The organism is Psychrobacter sp. 2Y5, from assembly GCF_051847375.1.
GTDB lineage: Bacteria > Pseudomonadota > Gammaproteobacteria > Pseudomonadales > Moraxellaceae > Psychrobacter.
Genome location: NZ_JBPYDA010000003.1, coordinates 82363 through 98443, shown reverse-complemented (window position 1 = coordinate 98443; position 16081 = coordinate 82363). Strand labels below are relative to the sequence as shown.

Annotated in this window: 18 protein-coding genes; 6 read left to right on the top strand and 12 right to left on the bottom strand. The window is 44.4% G+C overall.

All coding sequences use genetic code 11. The features are described from left to right. Positions 1 to 42: 42 nt before the first annotated feature. From ACS8E3_RS04060 to ispZ, 6 genes are all read right to left on the bottom strand, one after another. Entirely contained in the window at positions 43 to 660 is a 618-nt protein-coding gene (locus tag ACS8E3_RS04060) for a hypothetical protein (protein WP_439241513.1), read from the bottom strand. Positions 661 to 778: 118 nt separating this feature from the next. Then, entirely contained in the window at positions 779 to 1204 is a 426-nt protein-coding gene (locus tag ACS8E3_RS04055) for a secondary thiamine-phosphate synthase enzyme YjbQ (RefSeq protein WP_439241511.1), read from the bottom strand. A 12-nt stretch (positions 1205 to 1216) separates the two neighbouring features. Then, a complete protein-coding gene (mnmD, locus tag ACS8E3_RS04050; protein ID WP_439241509.1) occupies positions 1217 to 3283 on the bottom strand; it encodes a tRNA (5-methylaminomethyl-2-thiouridine)(34)-methyltransferase MnmD in 2067 nt (688 codons plus the stop codon). A gap of 141 nt (positions 3284 to 3424) precedes the next feature. Beyond that, entirely contained in the window at positions 3425 to 3877 is a 453-nt protein-coding gene (locus tag ACS8E3_RS04045; protein WP_439241507.1) for a hypothetical protein, read from the bottom strand. Further along, positions 3874 to 4182, bottom strand: a complete 309-nt coding sequence (locus ACS8E3_RS04040; protein ID WP_439241505.1) for a YciI family protein — start codon at positions 4180 to 4182, stop codon at positions 3874 to 3876. Before ACS8E3_RS04040 ends, ACS8E3_RS04045 begins: the two co-directional genes overlap by 4 nt. Before the next feature lie 102 nt (positions 4183 to 4284). Beyond that, positions 4285 to 4836, bottom strand: a complete 552-nt coding sequence (ispZ, locus tag ACS8E3_RS04035) for a septation protein IspZ (RefSeq protein WP_439241503.1) — start codon at positions 4834 to 4836, stop codon at positions 4285 to 4287. A gap of 225 nt (positions 4837 to 5061) precedes the next feature. Between ispZ and ACS8E3_RS04030 the strand changes: the two genes are divergently transcribed. Together ACS8E3_RS04030 and ACS8E3_RS04025 are read left to right on the top strand one after the other, a co-directional pair. Then, on the top strand, positions 5062 to 5946 hold the full coding sequence (locus ACS8E3_RS04030) for a PHP domain-containing protein (RefSeq protein WP_439241501.1): 885 nt from the start codon (positions 5062 to 5064) through the stop codon (positions 5944 to 5946). Between the two features lie 189 nt (positions 5947 to 6135). Beyond that, the gene (locus tag ACS8E3_RS04025; RefSeq protein ID WP_439241499.1) at positions 6136 to 7584 is read left to right on the top strand and encodes a GGDEF domain-containing protein; all 1449 of its coding nucleotides are present in this window, start codon (positions 6136 to 6138) and stop codon (positions 7582 to 7584) included. A 52-nt stretch (positions 7585 to 7636) separates the two neighbouring features. Here the strand turns inward: ACS8E3_RS04025 and truD are convergent, their stop codons facing one another. Beyond that, positions 7637 to 8830, bottom strand: a complete 1194-nt coding sequence (gene truD / locus ACS8E3_RS04020; RefSeq protein ID WP_439241497.1) for a tRNA pseudouridine(13) synthase TruD — start codon at positions 8828 to 8830, stop codon at positions 7637 to 7639. Positions 8831 to 9286: 456 nt separating this feature from the next. Here truD and ACS8E3_RS04015 point away from each other — a divergent pair, with 456 nt between their 5' ends. Together ACS8E3_RS04015 and ACS8E3_RS04010 are read left to right on the top strand one after the other, a co-directional pair. Further along, positions 9287 to 10894, top strand: a complete 1608-nt coding sequence (locus tag ACS8E3_RS04015) for an FAD-dependent oxidoreductase (RefSeq protein WP_439241495.1) — start codon at positions 9287 to 9289, stop codon at positions 10892 to 10894. A gap of 96 nt (positions 10895 to 10990) precedes the next feature. Further along, complete coding sequence (locus tag ACS8E3_RS04010) at positions 10991 to 11617, top strand: GNAT family N-acetyltransferase (protein ID WP_439241493.1); 627 nt, start codon at positions 10991 to 10993, stop codon at positions 11615 to 11617. Between the two features lie 9 nt (positions 11618 to 11626). Here the strand turns inward: ACS8E3_RS04010 and ACS8E3_RS04005 are convergent, their stop codons facing one another. Then, positions 11627 to 11836, bottom strand: a complete 210-nt coding sequence (locus ACS8E3_RS04005; protein ID WP_439241491.1) for a hypothetical protein — start codon at positions 11834 to 11836, stop codon at positions 11627 to 11629. 200 nt (positions 11837 to 12036) lie between these two features. Between ACS8E3_RS04005 and ACS8E3_RS04000 the strand changes: the two genes are divergently transcribed. Further along, positions 12037 to 12405 (top strand): hypothetical protein, encoded by a 369-nt coding sequence (locus tag ACS8E3_RS04000; RefSeq protein WP_439241489.1) that lies wholly within the window; start codon positions 12037 to 12039, stop codon positions 12403 to 12405. A 99-nt stretch (positions 12406 to 12504) separates the two neighbouring features. Here ACS8E3_RS04000 and gorA read toward each other — a convergent pair whose 3' ends face one another. After that, positions 12505 to 13860, bottom strand: a complete 1356-nt coding sequence (gene gorA / locus ACS8E3_RS03995) for a glutathione-disulfide reductase (RefSeq protein ID WP_439241487.1) — start codon at positions 13858 to 13860, stop codon at positions 12505 to 12507. 141 nt (positions 13861 to 14001) lie between these two features. Here gorA and ACS8E3_RS03990 point away from each other — a divergent pair, with 141 nt between their 5' ends. Then, entirely contained in the window at positions 14002 to 14283 is a 282-nt protein-coding gene (locus tag ACS8E3_RS03990; protein ID WP_439241485.1) for a DUF503 domain-containing protein, read from the top strand. Between the two features lie 45 nt (positions 14284 to 14328). On the opposite strand, the gene ACS8E3_RS03985 is transcribed toward ACS8E3_RS03990, so the two are convergent. The 3 genes from ACS8E3_RS03985 to ACS8E3_RS03975 all read right to left on the bottom strand — a co-directional run bounded on the left by ACS8E3_RS03985 (position 14329) and on the right by ACS8E3_RS03975 (position 16037). Beyond that, positions 14329 to 14595 (bottom strand): helix-turn-helix domain-containing protein, encoded by a 267-nt coding sequence (locus ACS8E3_RS03985; protein ID WP_435949491.1) that lies wholly within the window; start codon positions 14593 to 14595, stop codon positions 14329 to 14331. Further along, the gene (locus ACS8E3_RS03980) at positions 14588 to 14902 is read right to left on the bottom strand and encodes a hypothetical protein (RefSeq protein ID WP_439241482.1); all 315 of its coding nucleotides are present in this window, start codon (positions 14900 to 14902) and stop codon (positions 14588 to 14590) included. The genes ACS8E3_RS03985 and ACS8E3_RS03980 overlap by 8 nt, the downstream gene beginning before the upstream one ends. A gap of 82 nt (positions 14903 to 14984) precedes the next feature. Continuing rightward, positions 14985 to 16037: an alpha/beta hydrolase gene (locus tag ACS8E3_RS03975; protein WP_439241480.1), complete on the bottom strand. Its 1053-nt coding sequence runs from the start codon at positions 16035 to 16037 to the stop codon at positions 14985 to 14987. Positions 16038 to 16081 lie beyond the last annotated feature (44 nt).

The window sequence follows — 16081 nt, the reverse complement described above, 5'->3', positions numbered from 1 at the left end:
ATTGCTTAGACTTAGTGTTTGTTATTTAATTAGCGCTATGCCCTAAGGCTGAGTCACCACTTCCGCCTCAGCGCTAGTCGCTTCATAACTCGTGGTTTTACCATTCTGCAGCACATCTATACTACTACCACCGCCATGGCTGACCAGCTCTATACTACCGTCCTTAGAGCGATAAGTTGGGTTATTGCCTTGGCCTTCAGGCGCACTTAACGTCATTCTGGGCTTATTAGGCAAAGTGACGATAGCATTTAGCACGCCTGTCGCTGAAGTCTCAAAAACTACGGATAAGCTCTCACCTGACGCACTTCGATACTCTACATCCGTAATCTGCGTACCCTTTATCGCCTGCTCAGGATTAGGGGTCGTTGTTTCAGCATTAGGAGTTACTCCTGCTGCACCAAGATTATTCTCAAGTGACTTAAGCTCAACATCGCGCTCGCTTGGCGTATCTTCTATAGTTGTAGCCTCAGTTTGTTGATCTGTTTCATTATTGACGACGGTTTCTGTATCAGGAGTGGTTACAGGTGCTGCTGATTCTTCTACCACTACAGTGTCAGTTTCCGGCTCTTGTTGACAAGCTATCAATGTGAAGCTTGCTATACCTAAACCCATAATAGGTAGCAGGCGAGTTTTAGCTTGAATCGTAGATGAATTTTTCATAGTTGATATCTTATTATTAATAATAGAAACGCTGTAACTCGTAAAAGATTACTTAAATTTAAACACGCTATCATTGAGCTAACCATTTATTTATCTAGCCATTTTTCTTTGTATAAACTCAACTGCTGACCGTAATAACGACTCGGCGCGAGCCTCCATAATCCCTATGCTCACACAAATAAATCCCTTGCCAAGTGCCTAGCCCTAATGATCCATTCATTAGCGGTATGGTCAAGCTCACGCCAAGCATCATACTTTTAAAGTGTGCCGGCAAATCATCAGAGCCCTCAAGCGTATGACGATACTGAGGTTGATCGGCGGGCGCTATCTTATTGAGCCAATCCTCGGTATCCCAGCGCACATCAGGGTCGGCGTTTTCGTTAATAGCAAGACTAGCTGAAGTATGCTGCAAAAATAAATGCACTAAGCCTATTTTTGCTTCACTAGAGATAAGCTGATCGATAGCTTGGTTAATCTGCGGCGTAATGATATGAATACCGCGAGCGTAAGCGGGTAGGGTCAAGGTGGTTTGTTGATAAGGCATCAGATGGTCTCGCTATGAAGTTAGTGGCGTCTGCAGGCGAGCACGATTCGGCGATAACTTACTAAGCATCTCGCTCGATAAAGGCGCAAATGCTCCTAGCATGATATCAGCCAAAGCTTGCGCGCATATGGGCGCAAAGGCATAGCCTTTCGCGCCCATCGCACTCATGACCCATATGCGCTTACTGCCTGCAGGTTGTCCAACCATAGGATGATAGTCCGGCGTCTGCGTGCGTACGCCTGCGCGTGCTTGCCAAGACTGCGTATCGCTCGGAATAATGGGCTCAAGCTCAGGAATAGCTTTGATTAATTTATCACGGCTGACCTCATGCTCGTCTATCCGTATACTAGTATCGATATCATTACGTACAAAGCTTGCGCCCAATAAAAACTGCGGCTGATGTTCTAGCACAGGGTTTAAAGTACTATCGCCAGCTTTTGGAGTAAAAAGGGAGCAATAACCGCCATATTTAAGTGGTAGTTTTGGCAGGCTTGCAAGCTGCTTAGGAGTTGGCGTAAACCAAGACAGTTGCCCGCGTATCTTGCGACAATCAAAGATACGCTCGTCTAAATAATGGCTCTCAAACGCGGCGCAAATCACTACATTATCTGCTTGCAGCGTTATCTTGTTGGCACTTTGTTCTTTGTTATCATGACCGCTAACGCTGATATAGTCTTTTTGCTCATCAATCTTAGTCACTGCCAATGTCTGAAAACTAATCAGCGGATGACTCAGAATAACGTCTTTTAAAGCTTGCGGATTGACTAGCCCTGATTGCGGTAAATACAGGTTTTCGGTCAAGTCTTGCGCCGTTAATCCTGATAATACCTTTGCCTCGCTAGCCGGTAAGGTCGTCGCTAAATCATCAGGATAGTCGGCAATTTGACGGCTATCGATATTGGCCTTCAATAATAAATCAAGCGCCGCTGTTGGCTCGATAATAGGCGTAAAACCCTGCTTTTTTGCTTGCTCGTTAAGCTGATGATAGAGGCGACTACTGTAGAGATAACCGATCGTATGCAGGTGTTCATCGACATGATGGAGTGGCGTCATCTTCGGCGCGAGTAGGGCGCGGGGATTACCTGATGCGCCTGCTAATGGTGCGACTTTATCAAGTAGAGTAACCTCAATACCGCGATTGGCCAGCGACCAAGCCATCATTAGTCCCGCAACCCCAGCACCGATAACAAGATAGTGGTTATTGTCTAGACTAAATGTAGAGTTTTGCGAGGTCTTATCCTGAGTAGGACTTGCAGGTAGATCCTCACTGACTCTCGCAGTCAACATCTCACGCTTACGCCCAAAGCCTTTGACTTTTTTTATAGTAAAGCCATGCTCCTGTAAGCCACGTTTGACCACCCCGGCACAGCTATAAGTCGCTGCGGTAGTGCCAACCGTTGACAGACGCTGCAATTGCGCAAAGATAGTCGCTGCCCACAGCGATTCATTGCAAGAAGGGGCAAAACCGTCTAAAAACCAAGCATCCACTTGCGGGTTGTGGCTGTCAGTTTCAGTATCTCTAATATCCGTCGCTAGTTTGGCTAAACTAGTCTGGGCCTCACCAAGCCAAATATCGACTGTGAGATTATCTTCCTCAAAATGCAGACGATGACAGCCTTCGATAAGGCTAGGGTATATAGATAAAAAGCGCTCAATGTTTTGCGCTAGCTCAGGTGCGCGCACGCTCCATAAGCCCAATATCTGCCGTAAATCTTCGAGTAGAATAGGGTGTTTTTCGGTGGTGATAAATTGCAGCCGCGCCGTTGCTAGGTTAGTATGAGTACTTCGCAGTTGCTGCCATAATTGCCAAACGGCTAGCAAATTAAGACCGGTACCAAAACCTAATTCTGCAATGGTAAAGCACTGATTAGCTCTAAGATTTGCCAAGCGCTCAGCAAGCTGATTGCCCTCAATAAAGACATAACGCGACTCTGCTAAGCCATCGGCATGGGAAAAATATACATCGCCAAACTCGCCAGATATCGGCACTCGGTTACCGCTATCATCCGTCTGCCATGTTATATTGGCAGGAGTAATGACGTTTGCATAATCGCTGTGGCTAAAAGGAGGAGTAGACATACAAAGCTCAATAACTGAGAGGGATAAAAGAGGAGATAGCTGATATAACAATCGATATCAGCTTAATTCATCAAATAGCATAGCAGGGTTAGCAAGAGATAGGGACGCTCAAAGTTATCAAAGTTATCAAAATTATCAGAGCTACCAGCGCTCTCGGCGTACAAACACCAGCCAAGAGATAAAAATACCGACCAATAAACTAATCAAAACCGTAAAGGCGCCGTATAAAAACAGCTGACCTTTGCTCTCATAAACTAAGACATTGGCCTGCGTCTGCAAGTCATTGACTTGGCGTTGCAATTGCGCATTACGGCTGAGTAGCTGTTGGTTAGCGGCTGAGAGTGCTTTATCTGTTGGCTGTAACTCGGCAGCTAGCGTCGGCTTACCATCGGCATCTAGAGTAGCAGCTGGGCGCACCGTCGATGTCGTTGTAGCCTCAGTTGGCGCTGTTCTGGTTTGGGCTGTTGCCGGTTCTGTAGAAGGTACGGCGGATGCAGCTTGCACACTAGCAGCGCTGAGAAGTAAGGATATAGCCAGTAGACCGAGCAAGGCGCACTTAATGGCATAAGCTGGCGCTAAGGACGTTTGACTCACGATGAGACCTTATCACTAGGTAGGGTGTGAATAAAAGGTCTGACATCAACATGGCTATAAACGCCATCGCGTAGATACGGCTCAGCGTCGACCCAAGCTTGCGCTGCTTCCAAAGACTCAAAATCAGCGATAATAACACTGCCAGACATCGGCTCAAGACCGTGCTCGATAGGCGTGGGACCAGCGATAATCAAACGCTTATCGCGATCCAAGGCTTGTAGGCGCTCGACGTGTTCTGGCCGCGTGATCTTACGCTGGGCGCTGCTATTTGCCACATCGTGACCAATAATTACAAATAAGGACATCGAACTTCCTCGAAAATAAGTAAGAATAAACAATAATAACGACTAATCATTATCAAAATCGGCATTTAGGTCAGGGCGATTTTTATTGTAATTTAATCAGCACTATTTAGATTTTTGATCCGTTAAGGCAGGATTGATATGGTTTTTTAATACCGCGAATTGCGCGATAATAAATACCAGCATAATAGGTATCCAGCCGTAGGTTTTAAAATTAATCCAAGCCTCATCAGACATGGTAAATGCCGTGATATAATGAAGCACTCCCATTAATACAAAAAATAAAGCCCAAGCGACAGTCAGCTTTTTCCAGCCGCTCATTGTCAGAGTGAAGACCTCTTTCATCGCCATTTGCATCAAGGGTTTATTGATAGCAGCACTGACAAACAAAGTTAAGGCGAAGATGCCATTAATAATAGGAGACTTCCAACGCAAGTAGATATCGTCACGTAGTAGCAGAGTGCCGCCACAAAAGACGATAGTCAATAATAAAACCACCCACTGCTGCTTATCGAATTTGCCTTTTTGGCGAATAAAGTGGATGGCATAAACCAGCACCGTAGCGATAAGCAAAGCGCCCGCCGCTGCCAAAATACCATTTTGTCTGGCGACAATAAAGAAGGCAATTAAGGGAATAAAGTCTAGTAAGGCTTTCATAGCAAATGAGATGTCCAACAAAAAGTAAAGTGTAGTTTACACGTCTACTGTGCTAAAAAAAAGCAATCAGGGCGGCAATCACCTATATAAGTAACCATTATAGTCATTCTGTATAAAAAACATAGCATAGGAACTGAAGATTGGGTTGCTCAATTCGCCTCAACCCTTATCGCTGTTAAATGAAGGTTTTTAATAGCATTTTTTAATACCATTAAGGCCAACTTTATGAAAATAGATTTACATTGTCATAGTACTTGCTCTGATGGCACTTATGCGCCTACTGAGGTCGTGCAGCGTGCTCATAGCGCTGGTGTTGAGGTATTGGCTTTGACCGATCACGACACGCTGTTGGGTATTGATGAAGCGAGAGCAGCGGCTACTGCTTGTGGTATGCAGCTGATTAACGGCGTTGAGATCAGCTGTGAGCACACGCTAACGGGTGGTTATGGCAAAAACAAATCCACCAACAAGATCATTCATGTGGTGGGGCTTGATTTTGCTGATCGCGCGCAGATGCATGCCACCTTGCAACAATTACAAGACAGCCGTGCTACGCGTGGTCAGCGGATCGTCGAAAAACTCAGTGAGCTTTTGGATATCGATTATGAGGCGCTGTGGCAAGACGTCCTAGCCAAAGCGGGCGACAATCCGCAAGCAGTGGGGCGCGCGCATATTGGGCAAGTGTTGTTTGAGCGCGGCGAGGTCAAAACGGTACAGAAGGCATTTGACAAATATCTAGCAGATAACAAACCTGCTTATGTCGCTATTGAGGCACTGAGCATGGCACGCGGTATCGAGCTTATTCATGCTTGCGGCGGTAAAGCAGTACTCGCGCATCCTACCCGCTATCAGCTTTCAGCTACGCGAGTGCGTAAGCTTATTGCTGAGTTTGCCGAGCTTGGCGGCGATGCTTGTGAGTTGCCGGCGAATAGTGAGCCTATCAGCACACGAAGAATGGTCGATCGCACTATCGCTGGGCATCAGCTAGCCACCTCTATAGGTAGCGACTTTCATGGTAGTAATATGCCTTGGCGACGCCTTGGTGATGTGCCTACTTTGCATGAGGAGCAGCAAGGGATTTGGCAATCCTTTGACTCATTATCTCGCTAGTACTAGCGAACTCTTCAAAGCTATTAAGGGTTTATAAGTGCTAGGGTCGAATGTTCAATAAACCCTAAACGTAGGTCTGCTGAATTTTTACGCTATTAAGCGTTTTATGATTGAATCAGGGCGTTACATTCGATAATATCAATAAAAAACTCGATTTATTTATACCAACCTGCCTGCGGCTGCGTATCCATGGCTATTTCGATATATCAATTAGGCTATAAGAAGCTCTCTCAGATTATATTTGAATGGCAAGTAGCGGATCGTACCTCGCTACTGGCATTATTTATCTTTATAGAAGTTGCTCTACATTGGTTATGGTTTTTAGTGGTATGGTTTTGCCGAGATACCGTTGGACCTTATGTCGATATGCAGTTGTTTTATCCGCTTTGGCTAGGTGTTACGGTCACTGGGGTGCTGTTATGGTGGATGATTGGCTATTTGGCGCGCATAAAAAGTAACTATAAACGATTACTGCGCTGGCAGCTTATACTGGTGCTACTCTACACGGTTTATATCACTTCTATCATCGTCATGGTCGGCTACAGTAGTTTGGTCGCTGGCGTATCGCTGATTGGCGGTGCTATTTTGGGGATGATGCTCATAAAGCGTCGTTATGTTTGGCGCATATTTTTATTGCAGATATTTTTAGTACTATTGGCCATTATCTCTCCTTACTTTGGAATTAGTTTGCCTAATTTGCGGCAAATGCCTGTCATCTCTCCGCTTATCGATATTTATAGTGATCTCACTTATAACGAGATTATGACTATTGAAAACGCTATTGCCGCTTTTATTTTTACGAAAGAAACTTTAGGTTGGGACGATATTAGTGAGCTACAGCGTTCATCGACTTTTTTTTGGCGCGCAACTCATGTCTATTTGGCGCTCCCCAAAGCGCTTTTTACCGTCTATATTTTTCGTAAGCTGTTATATATCTTGGATGAGAGTAGAAAAGAGATTTTGGAGCATGCTCATAAAGATGAGCTAACTACTTTAGATAACCGCCGTTATGGCTTGACGCAAATGCAGCAGAGCTTAGCAGAAGCGACAAATACGCAAGATTATAGTGTGATTTTATTAGATTTAGATCTTTTTAAAGAAATCAATGACAGCTATGGACATCAGGTAGGCGATCAGGTGTTACGAGAAGTGGCTGAAGTTTTAATCGCTTCACTAGCAGCGACTGACGCTATCATCAGTCGTTATGGCGGTGAGGAGTTCTTGATTTTTCTCCCTAATACAGCGCATGCCGAGACTCTAAGCATCGCTGAGCAGTTGCGAGAAAGCATCGCTGAACACATCATCCAAACCGAGGAAAAAGCTAGCGTCAAAGTGACTGCGAGCTTAGGGGTTTATACCTTAACGGCTGATGAGCTAGCGGTGATAAAAGAAGAGTATGTCTTAAAACAAAAAGCAGTACTCAGCTCGCAAGCGAAGCAAACGCGCCCGCGACTACCAGCATTTAGCCAAAATAACGTAAGCGGCTCTGCTAATGCCTTATCTGACATTCAGCAGCAGCTACCCAAAGATATTTGCCAATACTTGATCAGTAGCGCTGACAAAGCACTATACGAAGCCAAAGATAGAGGGCGTAATGAGGTAGTCAGTGCTAATGATTTACTAGCAGTAGAAGTATAAAGTCGCAATCTTTATCTTTGTAGTAAGCAATAGGCATTTAAACGTTTATAAGCTATCGCACTTTTAGATGCTCAACCAAGCTTGCTAATACGCTAGTGGCAAAACTGCCGGTGGTTAGGGTAAAGCTTAAAACTAGCGTTTGTTCATCGCTTTGCTCATGTATCCATTGCCAACTCAAATCCTTAACCGGTAGCCGCAGCGCTCGTCTTTGCGCTTTTATCTTGCGCTGCTCAAGTCCTGTTGCCAATTCAGCCAATAAAGCATCTTGCTGTACTATTGTGTTTTCTATGTCAGCGGCATCGCCTGTTACTTTATCATTGCTCACACCCCACATTACTGCTGTCGGATGAATATCACCGCTAGCCACTCGCGCTTGTAGGGTTTCATCAAGGTGCTCGCTGGCAAATACCGAGCCTGAGCCATCTAAGTTAAACACTTCGCCATTTACCCCGGTATTCCAACTACCATCTCGTACTCTAGCCGCTAATATCTCATTAAATATCAGGCTTCGCGCTGCTGATAGCTCCATCGCGTTTTGTTCTCTTGGTTTACGTTTGCTTTTTTTCTTTGCAGATGGGGTGTTTTGCATGGGTCTGGCAAATAGAGTTAGCGCCTCGCGAATATTATTACCGCCAAAGCCAAAACGCTGCGGACCAAAATAATTAGGCACGCCTGTATCGCTAATACTCATTAGATGCTGCTCAACGAGTGCTTGATTATCTACAAGCGTTGAGCTATCAGCAAACTCTAATTCTCGCAGAGTAACCTCTCGTAAAGTAATGATAAATTGATTGGCGTTATGCGTACCGCGGTTCAGTTTTTTATTATGCCAATGCTCAGCGAGGATATTGACCATTTCATGCTCTTTTATATCTACAGGGGCAAAGTCGCTAGCGGGTTTATGCTTTTTAGGAAGTCGCAGACTAAACCATTGCTTGGTTAAAGCTTGACGATCTTTAAGTCCCGAATAGCCAACATCACGCAAGGGAATCTCTGCCCATTCGGATAACAGTTTGGCAAGGTAGGCGGTATTCACCCCTGATTTTTCTATATGTAGCCATAAATGCTCGCCTTCATCGGTAAAGTCTACCTCTAACCGCTCATTAACTACAAAGTCTTCAGGCTTAGCTTTATAAAGAGCCTGTTCGATGGGCGGCGTTATCGGCTGCGGTAAATTTTCAGTATTCGTTATCGCCGCAAAGTTGGTAGTCGCAGGATCAAAATTTGGGTTATCTATAAAAGTCATAAAATAGTCATTTGATAAGTGATAAAGAAGTGAATAAGGCGTTTTGATTTAATAAATAAGTAAAGTAGCATAAATTGTTAACTCTTAAACCATCAGGTTTTAAGATAACTGCTGAAAATTTACGATTTGCAACGCGCTAGATATACAAAAAAACAGCGCAGGCTAAGTGGTCTTGCTACTATTGAATATAAGGCTATTTTAATGATACTTATTTATTTGCGTCATTATAAAAGCATAGCTTCACAATCAGCTAAGTATGGTCAATTCGAAATAAAATCGATAGGCTTATATGGTCGTGCTACTGGGATAAATTTTGTGCAGCATCGAGGAGTGCGAAGCGCACAGCAAGCAAAGAAAATTTGTACCAGTAGCACTTTAACGGTTTTAAAGTGAGTCCCTACAGATTCAACTACTATCAACATACAATAATGAACGAGCAAACGTTAAGGATAACTTATGACTAACAATAACCAGATCACTATTAGCACAGAGGGTATCAAAGATGGCGGTATGAAGTCGTTTAAACAAGACGACGATAGTATCATTTTAATCACTCGCGATGGCGACACCTTTAACGCTTTTGATGGTAAATGTACTCACGCAGGCGCAGACTTGGGCGAAGGCTTACGCTGCGGCAATCGCGTGATATGTCCTTGGCATCACGGCACCTTTGATAGCACTGATGGATCACTGATAGAGCCAGTCGCTATGAAAGGTTTGACTCGCTATAACGTTATAATAGAAGGCGATAATTTAATCGTTGATACTGCTAACAATCTCAACGAGCGAGCAGATAACGATAAGCTTAGCGAAACGCACACGATCATTGTCGGTGGCGGCGGTGCTGGGTTTATGACCGCCAATCAGCTGCGTCATACCGGCTATGGCGGTAAAATCACTATCATTAGCGCCGATAATAAAGCCCCTTATAACCGCCCTTTACTATCCAAAGCGTTTTTAGCCGGGCAAATGGACGAGAGTAAACTGATCCTAGGCGGCTCAAATTGGGCGGACAGAAACCATATTGAACTGCGCCTAAATCAAAGCGTCAGCGAAGTGCTACCCAATGAGAACGCTATTATTATCAAAAATAGTAACGGCGATGACGAAAAGCAAAGTGCCGACTTTTTAGTCGTTGCCACCGGTGCACAGCCAAAGATACCGCCGTTCAAAGGCGCGCAGCTTGAAGGCGTGTTTACGCTACGCAGCATGAGTGATGCTAAGGCCATCAAAGAGGCTAGCCAAGATAAACACGTAGTCATTGTCGGTACCGGCTTTATCGGTATGGAAGCCGCAGCGGCGCTATCGCAGGCAGGCGAGGCCGCTTCTATTACCGTCGTTGGTCGCAGTCCTCGGGTGATGAGTAATATCGTTTCCGAAAGCGTCAGTAATACGCTAATAAAAATGCATGAAGACAATGGCGTAAGCTTTGCCTTTGGCGCGAACGTTGCTGATATTAATGGCGAAAATGAGAGTAATAAAGTCACCGGCGTTACTTTAACTGATGGCAGTAAGATAAAAGCTGACGTGGTTATTTTGGGTACAGGGGTAGCGCCGCGAACCGACTTGCTTGAAGAGGTTAATGATCCTGATGGCGTGCAAGTGGATAATGAGTTACAACTGCGTGATGGGGTTTACGCGCTAGGCGATATTGCCAAAGCCAGCAATCAGATGGGGCGTATGCGTATTGAGCATTGGCGCGTGGCTTTGCAGCACGGTATCGTTACCGCAGGCGCTATCTTAAATGATGATAAAGTCAGTAGCTTGGAAGAGCGTATTCCTTTCTTTTGGACGGCGCAATATGGTAAAAGTCTGCGCTATAGCGGTCATGCGGCGACCCCAGATAAAGGTATCTTGTTTGGCTCTCCAGACGATTTAGATTATATCGAGTACTATTTTGATGACGAAGGTGAGAATACTCGCGCTAGTGCAGCAAGCTCCTTAGGCCGTGATAAAGAACTGGTTGCTTTTAGCGAATTATTGCGCCGGGGTCACGCGCCAACACGGGCGCAAATTAACGCCGGATTTGACATTATTGAGCAAGCTCACGCATTATCGAGATAGACTAATCAGCGCTGAATAATTATGATAAGGGTTGGCCTAAAGATTTAGGTCAGCCTTTTTTATGTGAAAGAAGTGTTAAGACTAGAGGATAGCATGATGACTAACGACGCTAAAAATACAGATGCTAAAAATAGAGATAAAGTATTTTTACGCCAAGCTGAAGCTGATGATGTGAGCGCTCTAGAGCAGCTATTAAACCTCTGCTATCGCCAAGACCAAGGCTGGACCAACGAGGCTGATTTGGTCGGAGGTATTCGCACTACGCAAGCAGAATTAGCTAGCGTTATTGCCAATCCTAAGCATTATGTTTTTGTTTATCCAAAGACCGATACAGGTGAACGCGGTGGGAAAGAGACGGGCGAGCTATGGGGCTGTATCGCCGTCGATATAAAAGTCGAGGTAGGCTTAAATAAAAAGGATCATAATAACAAAGCTTATATCGGTATGTTTGCCGTACATCCAGAGCTGCAAGGGTGCGGCGTAGGCAATGTGATACTACAGGCGGCTGAGACTTTTGCGGAACGGCATCTACAAGGTAACGATCGACCCAGCCGACTTACTATGTCGATCTTAAGCCATCGTCCTGAATTATTGGCTTACTATCAGCGCCGTGGTTATCAGTTGAATGGTAATAGTATGCCGTTTCCTGTTGATGGCAATAATGGTGAACCTAAGCGTCAAGACTTAGCGTTATTGGAACTTGAGAAAATCGTCAACGTATAAACGCTGGTTTTATGAGCCCCAAAAATGCCCAAAGGTCATAAATAAGCCAATGCTGAGTAGAATAAATGCCACAGTGATCAAGCGCTTAAACCAATTAAAAGCGGGCAAGCGTGTGGCATTGTCATCAGACATCAGATAAGCAAACAAGAACAGTAAACTTGCCGCCAGCGTCATAATCCCTATGCCTACGGGTAAGATGTAGAGGTAGACTTGCCACACAATTATCTCGCAACTTATTAGAGTATTAGCATAATATCAGTAACGCTGGCACGCTGTCTGTAATAATAAAAACTAGTATGCTTCGCTTAAGCTGATTTAATCACAGCTTTATGCTGGCAAAACTAAATTTAAGAAATTATGTTGGGTTTTTACTGCCGCTTAGGTATACTCTAAGCACCTTTTAAAGTTCTGAGATCAACATGAAAAACTTGAAAAAACTAGCCTTTATAATACTGCTTACGCCGCTATTCACCGCTTGCTCTAATGGTCCGTCCGATAGCGATGTAGAAGAGCTGATTCAAGCCCAGTATGATAAAGCGGGTAGCATGATGGATGATGCCATGGCGCAAGCGGGCGATGATGAGATGGCAAAAACTATGAGCGGTATGATGGCAGGGATGATGCCGACCCTTGAGAGTGTCGATAACATCAGCTGTGATACTACCGAGGGCGACAACACTTATTTGTGCACCGCTGAGGTAACGCAAACGATCGGCGGTAACACACGTACCGATAGTGGCGCTTTTAAAGTTAATGATGTAAATGGCAAATGGGTGCTGACACCATAAAATAGCTGCTTTTGCCGTGAATAATTAGCAAAAAAGGAATGCACAAGTGGCACTCCTTTTCTGCTTTATACTATCTGCCCTAAACCTTTCTCAGTTCACCTAACGCATAGTCACAAATTCTTCTGCACCCGTTGGATGAATGGCAACGGTATTATCAAAGTCGGCCTTAGTCGCGCCCATCTTAATCGCTACCGCAAAGCCTTGTAACATCTCATCGACACCGTAACCGATGCCATGCAAACCAATGACTTTTTCTTCTTCGCCTAAGCATACCAGCTTCATTACGCACTTTTGGCGATGCTGCGTCACCGCACTATACATCGAGGTAAAGGTTGAGGTGTAGCATTTTATATTTTCTTTACCATGTAACTCAACGGCGTCAATCTCAGATAAGCCAATAGTACCGATAGCGGGATGAGTAAAGATAACCGTCGGTATCAAATCATAAACCAAATGCTCATCATGCTTTTCGTTAAATAAGCGCTCTGAAAGCCTGCGACCTGCAGCGATAGCCACTGGCGTTAGATCAATACTGTTTTCGATGATATCACCGACTGAATAAATACCCTCGACATTAGTATTCTGGAATTTATCGACTTTGATTTTGCCGTTATCCGTTGTCTCCACACCTGTTACTTCTAAGTTAATAGCGTCGGTAGAAGGTGCGCGACCAATTGCCCAAATCAGGCAATCTACCGTATCAAGCGTACCGTCTTTGGTACATAACTCTAAGCTGCCATCTTCATTTTTATTGACTTCAGTGAGTGTCGTTTCGGTATGCAATTGGATACCATCTTGCTCCATCTCTATCAGCAAGGTCTCGACGATAGTATGGTCAAATGAGCGTAGCGGCGAGTGCTGACGAACATACAGATGCACCTCTGATCCTAAGCTGTTAAGCACGCCTGCGATTTCAACAGCAATATAGCCAGCGCCAGCGATAGCGACCCGTTTTGGCAAATGATTCAATTCAAAAAATCCATCAGAATCGATGCCGTGCTCTGCGCCTGGAATGTCAGGGAGAATAGGATGGCCACCGGTCGCAATCAAAATATGGTCAGCGGTAATATGTTCGCCATTGACTTCAACCGTATTGGTATCGACGAATTTAGCAAAACCCTTTATGACTTCAACGCCGTTTTTTGCCAAATTATTATCATAAGAGCGATGAATGTTTTGGATATATTGTTGGCGGCTATTGACCAATTTTTGAAAGTCGAAGTTCTTTAATTCAACATCAAAGCCGTAGTCTGGCGCATACTTCTCAATGGCTTCAGCCACTTGCGCGCCGTACCACATCACCTTTTTGGGTACGCAGCCCCAGTTAACACAAGTGCCGCCTAATTGTTCCGCTTCGATAATCGCGCATTTTTTGCCATAGCTTGCCGCGCGGTTGATTGACGCGATGCCGCCGCTACCGCCACCAATAGCGATATAGTCATAATGTTTACTCATATAGGCTCTCTTAATTTAGTTTTTATTAGGTTTTTTTGTCACGTATAGTCATAGCTACTTATAAACTTATAGGTATAACGCATCGCGCAATGTGTGCTTGATGATACCATGAAGCGTGAACCACGTTAATAAGGAAAACTTATGCATATAGTTATCTTGACCCTGACTTTCTCACTGCCTGGCTGCAGCTCACTAAAAGAAAAACGCCAACGTATGGGCGGCTTGCATGCACGCTTTGGTAATACGCCAAGTGTCGCGGTATGTGAGAGCGGCGAACGTGATCGGCATGACGCTAGCGAGTGGACGTTTGTAATCGTCGGACTGACCAAACGTGAGGTTGAGTCGCAGTGTAGTCAAATCGAGGAGAAAATAGAGCGCACGGTAGATGCGCGAGTGATGAATATTGAGCGAGAATTTATTTAAGTGGGGTAGGTTTATCTCCTACCATGCAAGGCACTCAAAACCCTATCAAGCAAAATCAAGACTGATTTCAACACCTAAATTAGCATTTATATTTACCAATGCATCTAGGCTAAATTTGCTAATTTTGCCTTGTAATAAGTCATTAAGACGAGGTTGAGTAATTCCGCAAAGCTTAGCAATCTCGCTTTGCGTACCTGACATATCTTTAATAATGTCTGTAATATGATGCATAAGTTCAGCACGCAATTTTAAATTAGCGCTTTGAGTAGGCGTATCACAAAGGGCGTCAAATGCAGAGGTGTATTTAGTCATTTTTTAAATTCTGTATGAGTGATTTTAGTCTTCGCTTAATATTAATTAGCTGAGAGTCTTTCTTCTTATGGTTTTTGAATAAATCAGGATTATTTAACTCTTTCACAGTTAATAAACCTTCCGCAGTTGGATGCTCAAAATAAAGCTTGTAATAGGTGACTTTCGTACCTTTTAATAAAACATCCTTACCTATATATTTTTCTAAGTCGAAATGGAATAATGTGTCTTCGTATTTGTTTTGAATGTAGACCTTTTTTAGATTTTCGTCTATATAAGTAATAATACCGTCGCTTAAATCTGGACCCATTGTCATCTCTATAGCTTATTAATAATCCTTTTCAAAAGTAACTAGCTTTTGCATCGTGCTCTCTACGCACCGATTGGATAACTTACAACCCCCGAAGCGCTCGCGTCGCATCGTCAAAAGCGACTTTCGCATCCTCAATCTCACCTGCAAACATCAAAAACAAATGCGGCATGGTCTCATAGACTTTTAGCTTGGTCTTTATGCCTGCGTCTTTGAGTGTATCAGCATAAGCCACACCTTCATCACGTAGCGGATCAAAGCCGCCGACCATAATAACAGCAGACGCAACGCCTTCTAAATTGCCAAAGATTGGCGATACCATCGGGTCTGTCGTATCGGTGTCATCGTTTATGTATTTTTCCTTAAACCAGCGCATCTTAACGCGCTCCAAAAAGAAACCCGTCGCAAATAACTCATACGATTGATACTCACGGCTCATATCGACCCAAGGCACCCATAACAGTTGTAGTTTTGGCGGATGAGCATCGTCTTTGGTTTGCTGCGCGACGACCGCGGCTAAGTTACCACCTGCGCTGTCACCACCGACCGCCAGACGCGTCGCATCAACACCAAACTTATCGGCATTATTGGCAACATGACGGAAAGCTGCCAGTCCATCATTGACAGGAGTAGGGAAGGGGTGCTCAGGCGCGAGGCGATAGTCGACTGCGATGACGGTACAATTACCATCTGCCGCCAAATGCTGACAGACCAAATCGTGTGATTCAAGCGAGCCTGCCACATAACCACCACCATGATAAAACACCAAAGCAGGCTGATTATTATCTTTGACTTTGCGATGTCGATAACGACGTAGCGTAATGCTATCACCGCCTGATACGTCGAGGGGAAAGTCATCGCTGATGATATCTTTGTGTTCTGATTGCGCTAATAAAGGCCCTTGTGCATCGATCTGTCTGCGCGTGCTGGCAACGCTCGCAAGGTGATTGGGCGGTGGACCAAATAGCTTTAAGATGACTTGTACTGAGACATCTAAAGTCTGACCGTCGATAACAATGGGCTTACCTGCGATTTTGCGTAGAATGGGCTTGGGTAGGTGGACTATTTTTCTGACGATAGTTTTTTGTGCTTTGAATGCGAGTTTTTTTAGCTTTGGGTGGTTTTTGATTTTCATTGAAGATGTCCTTATCTTGAGTAATGAATGATAAACCGTTACGC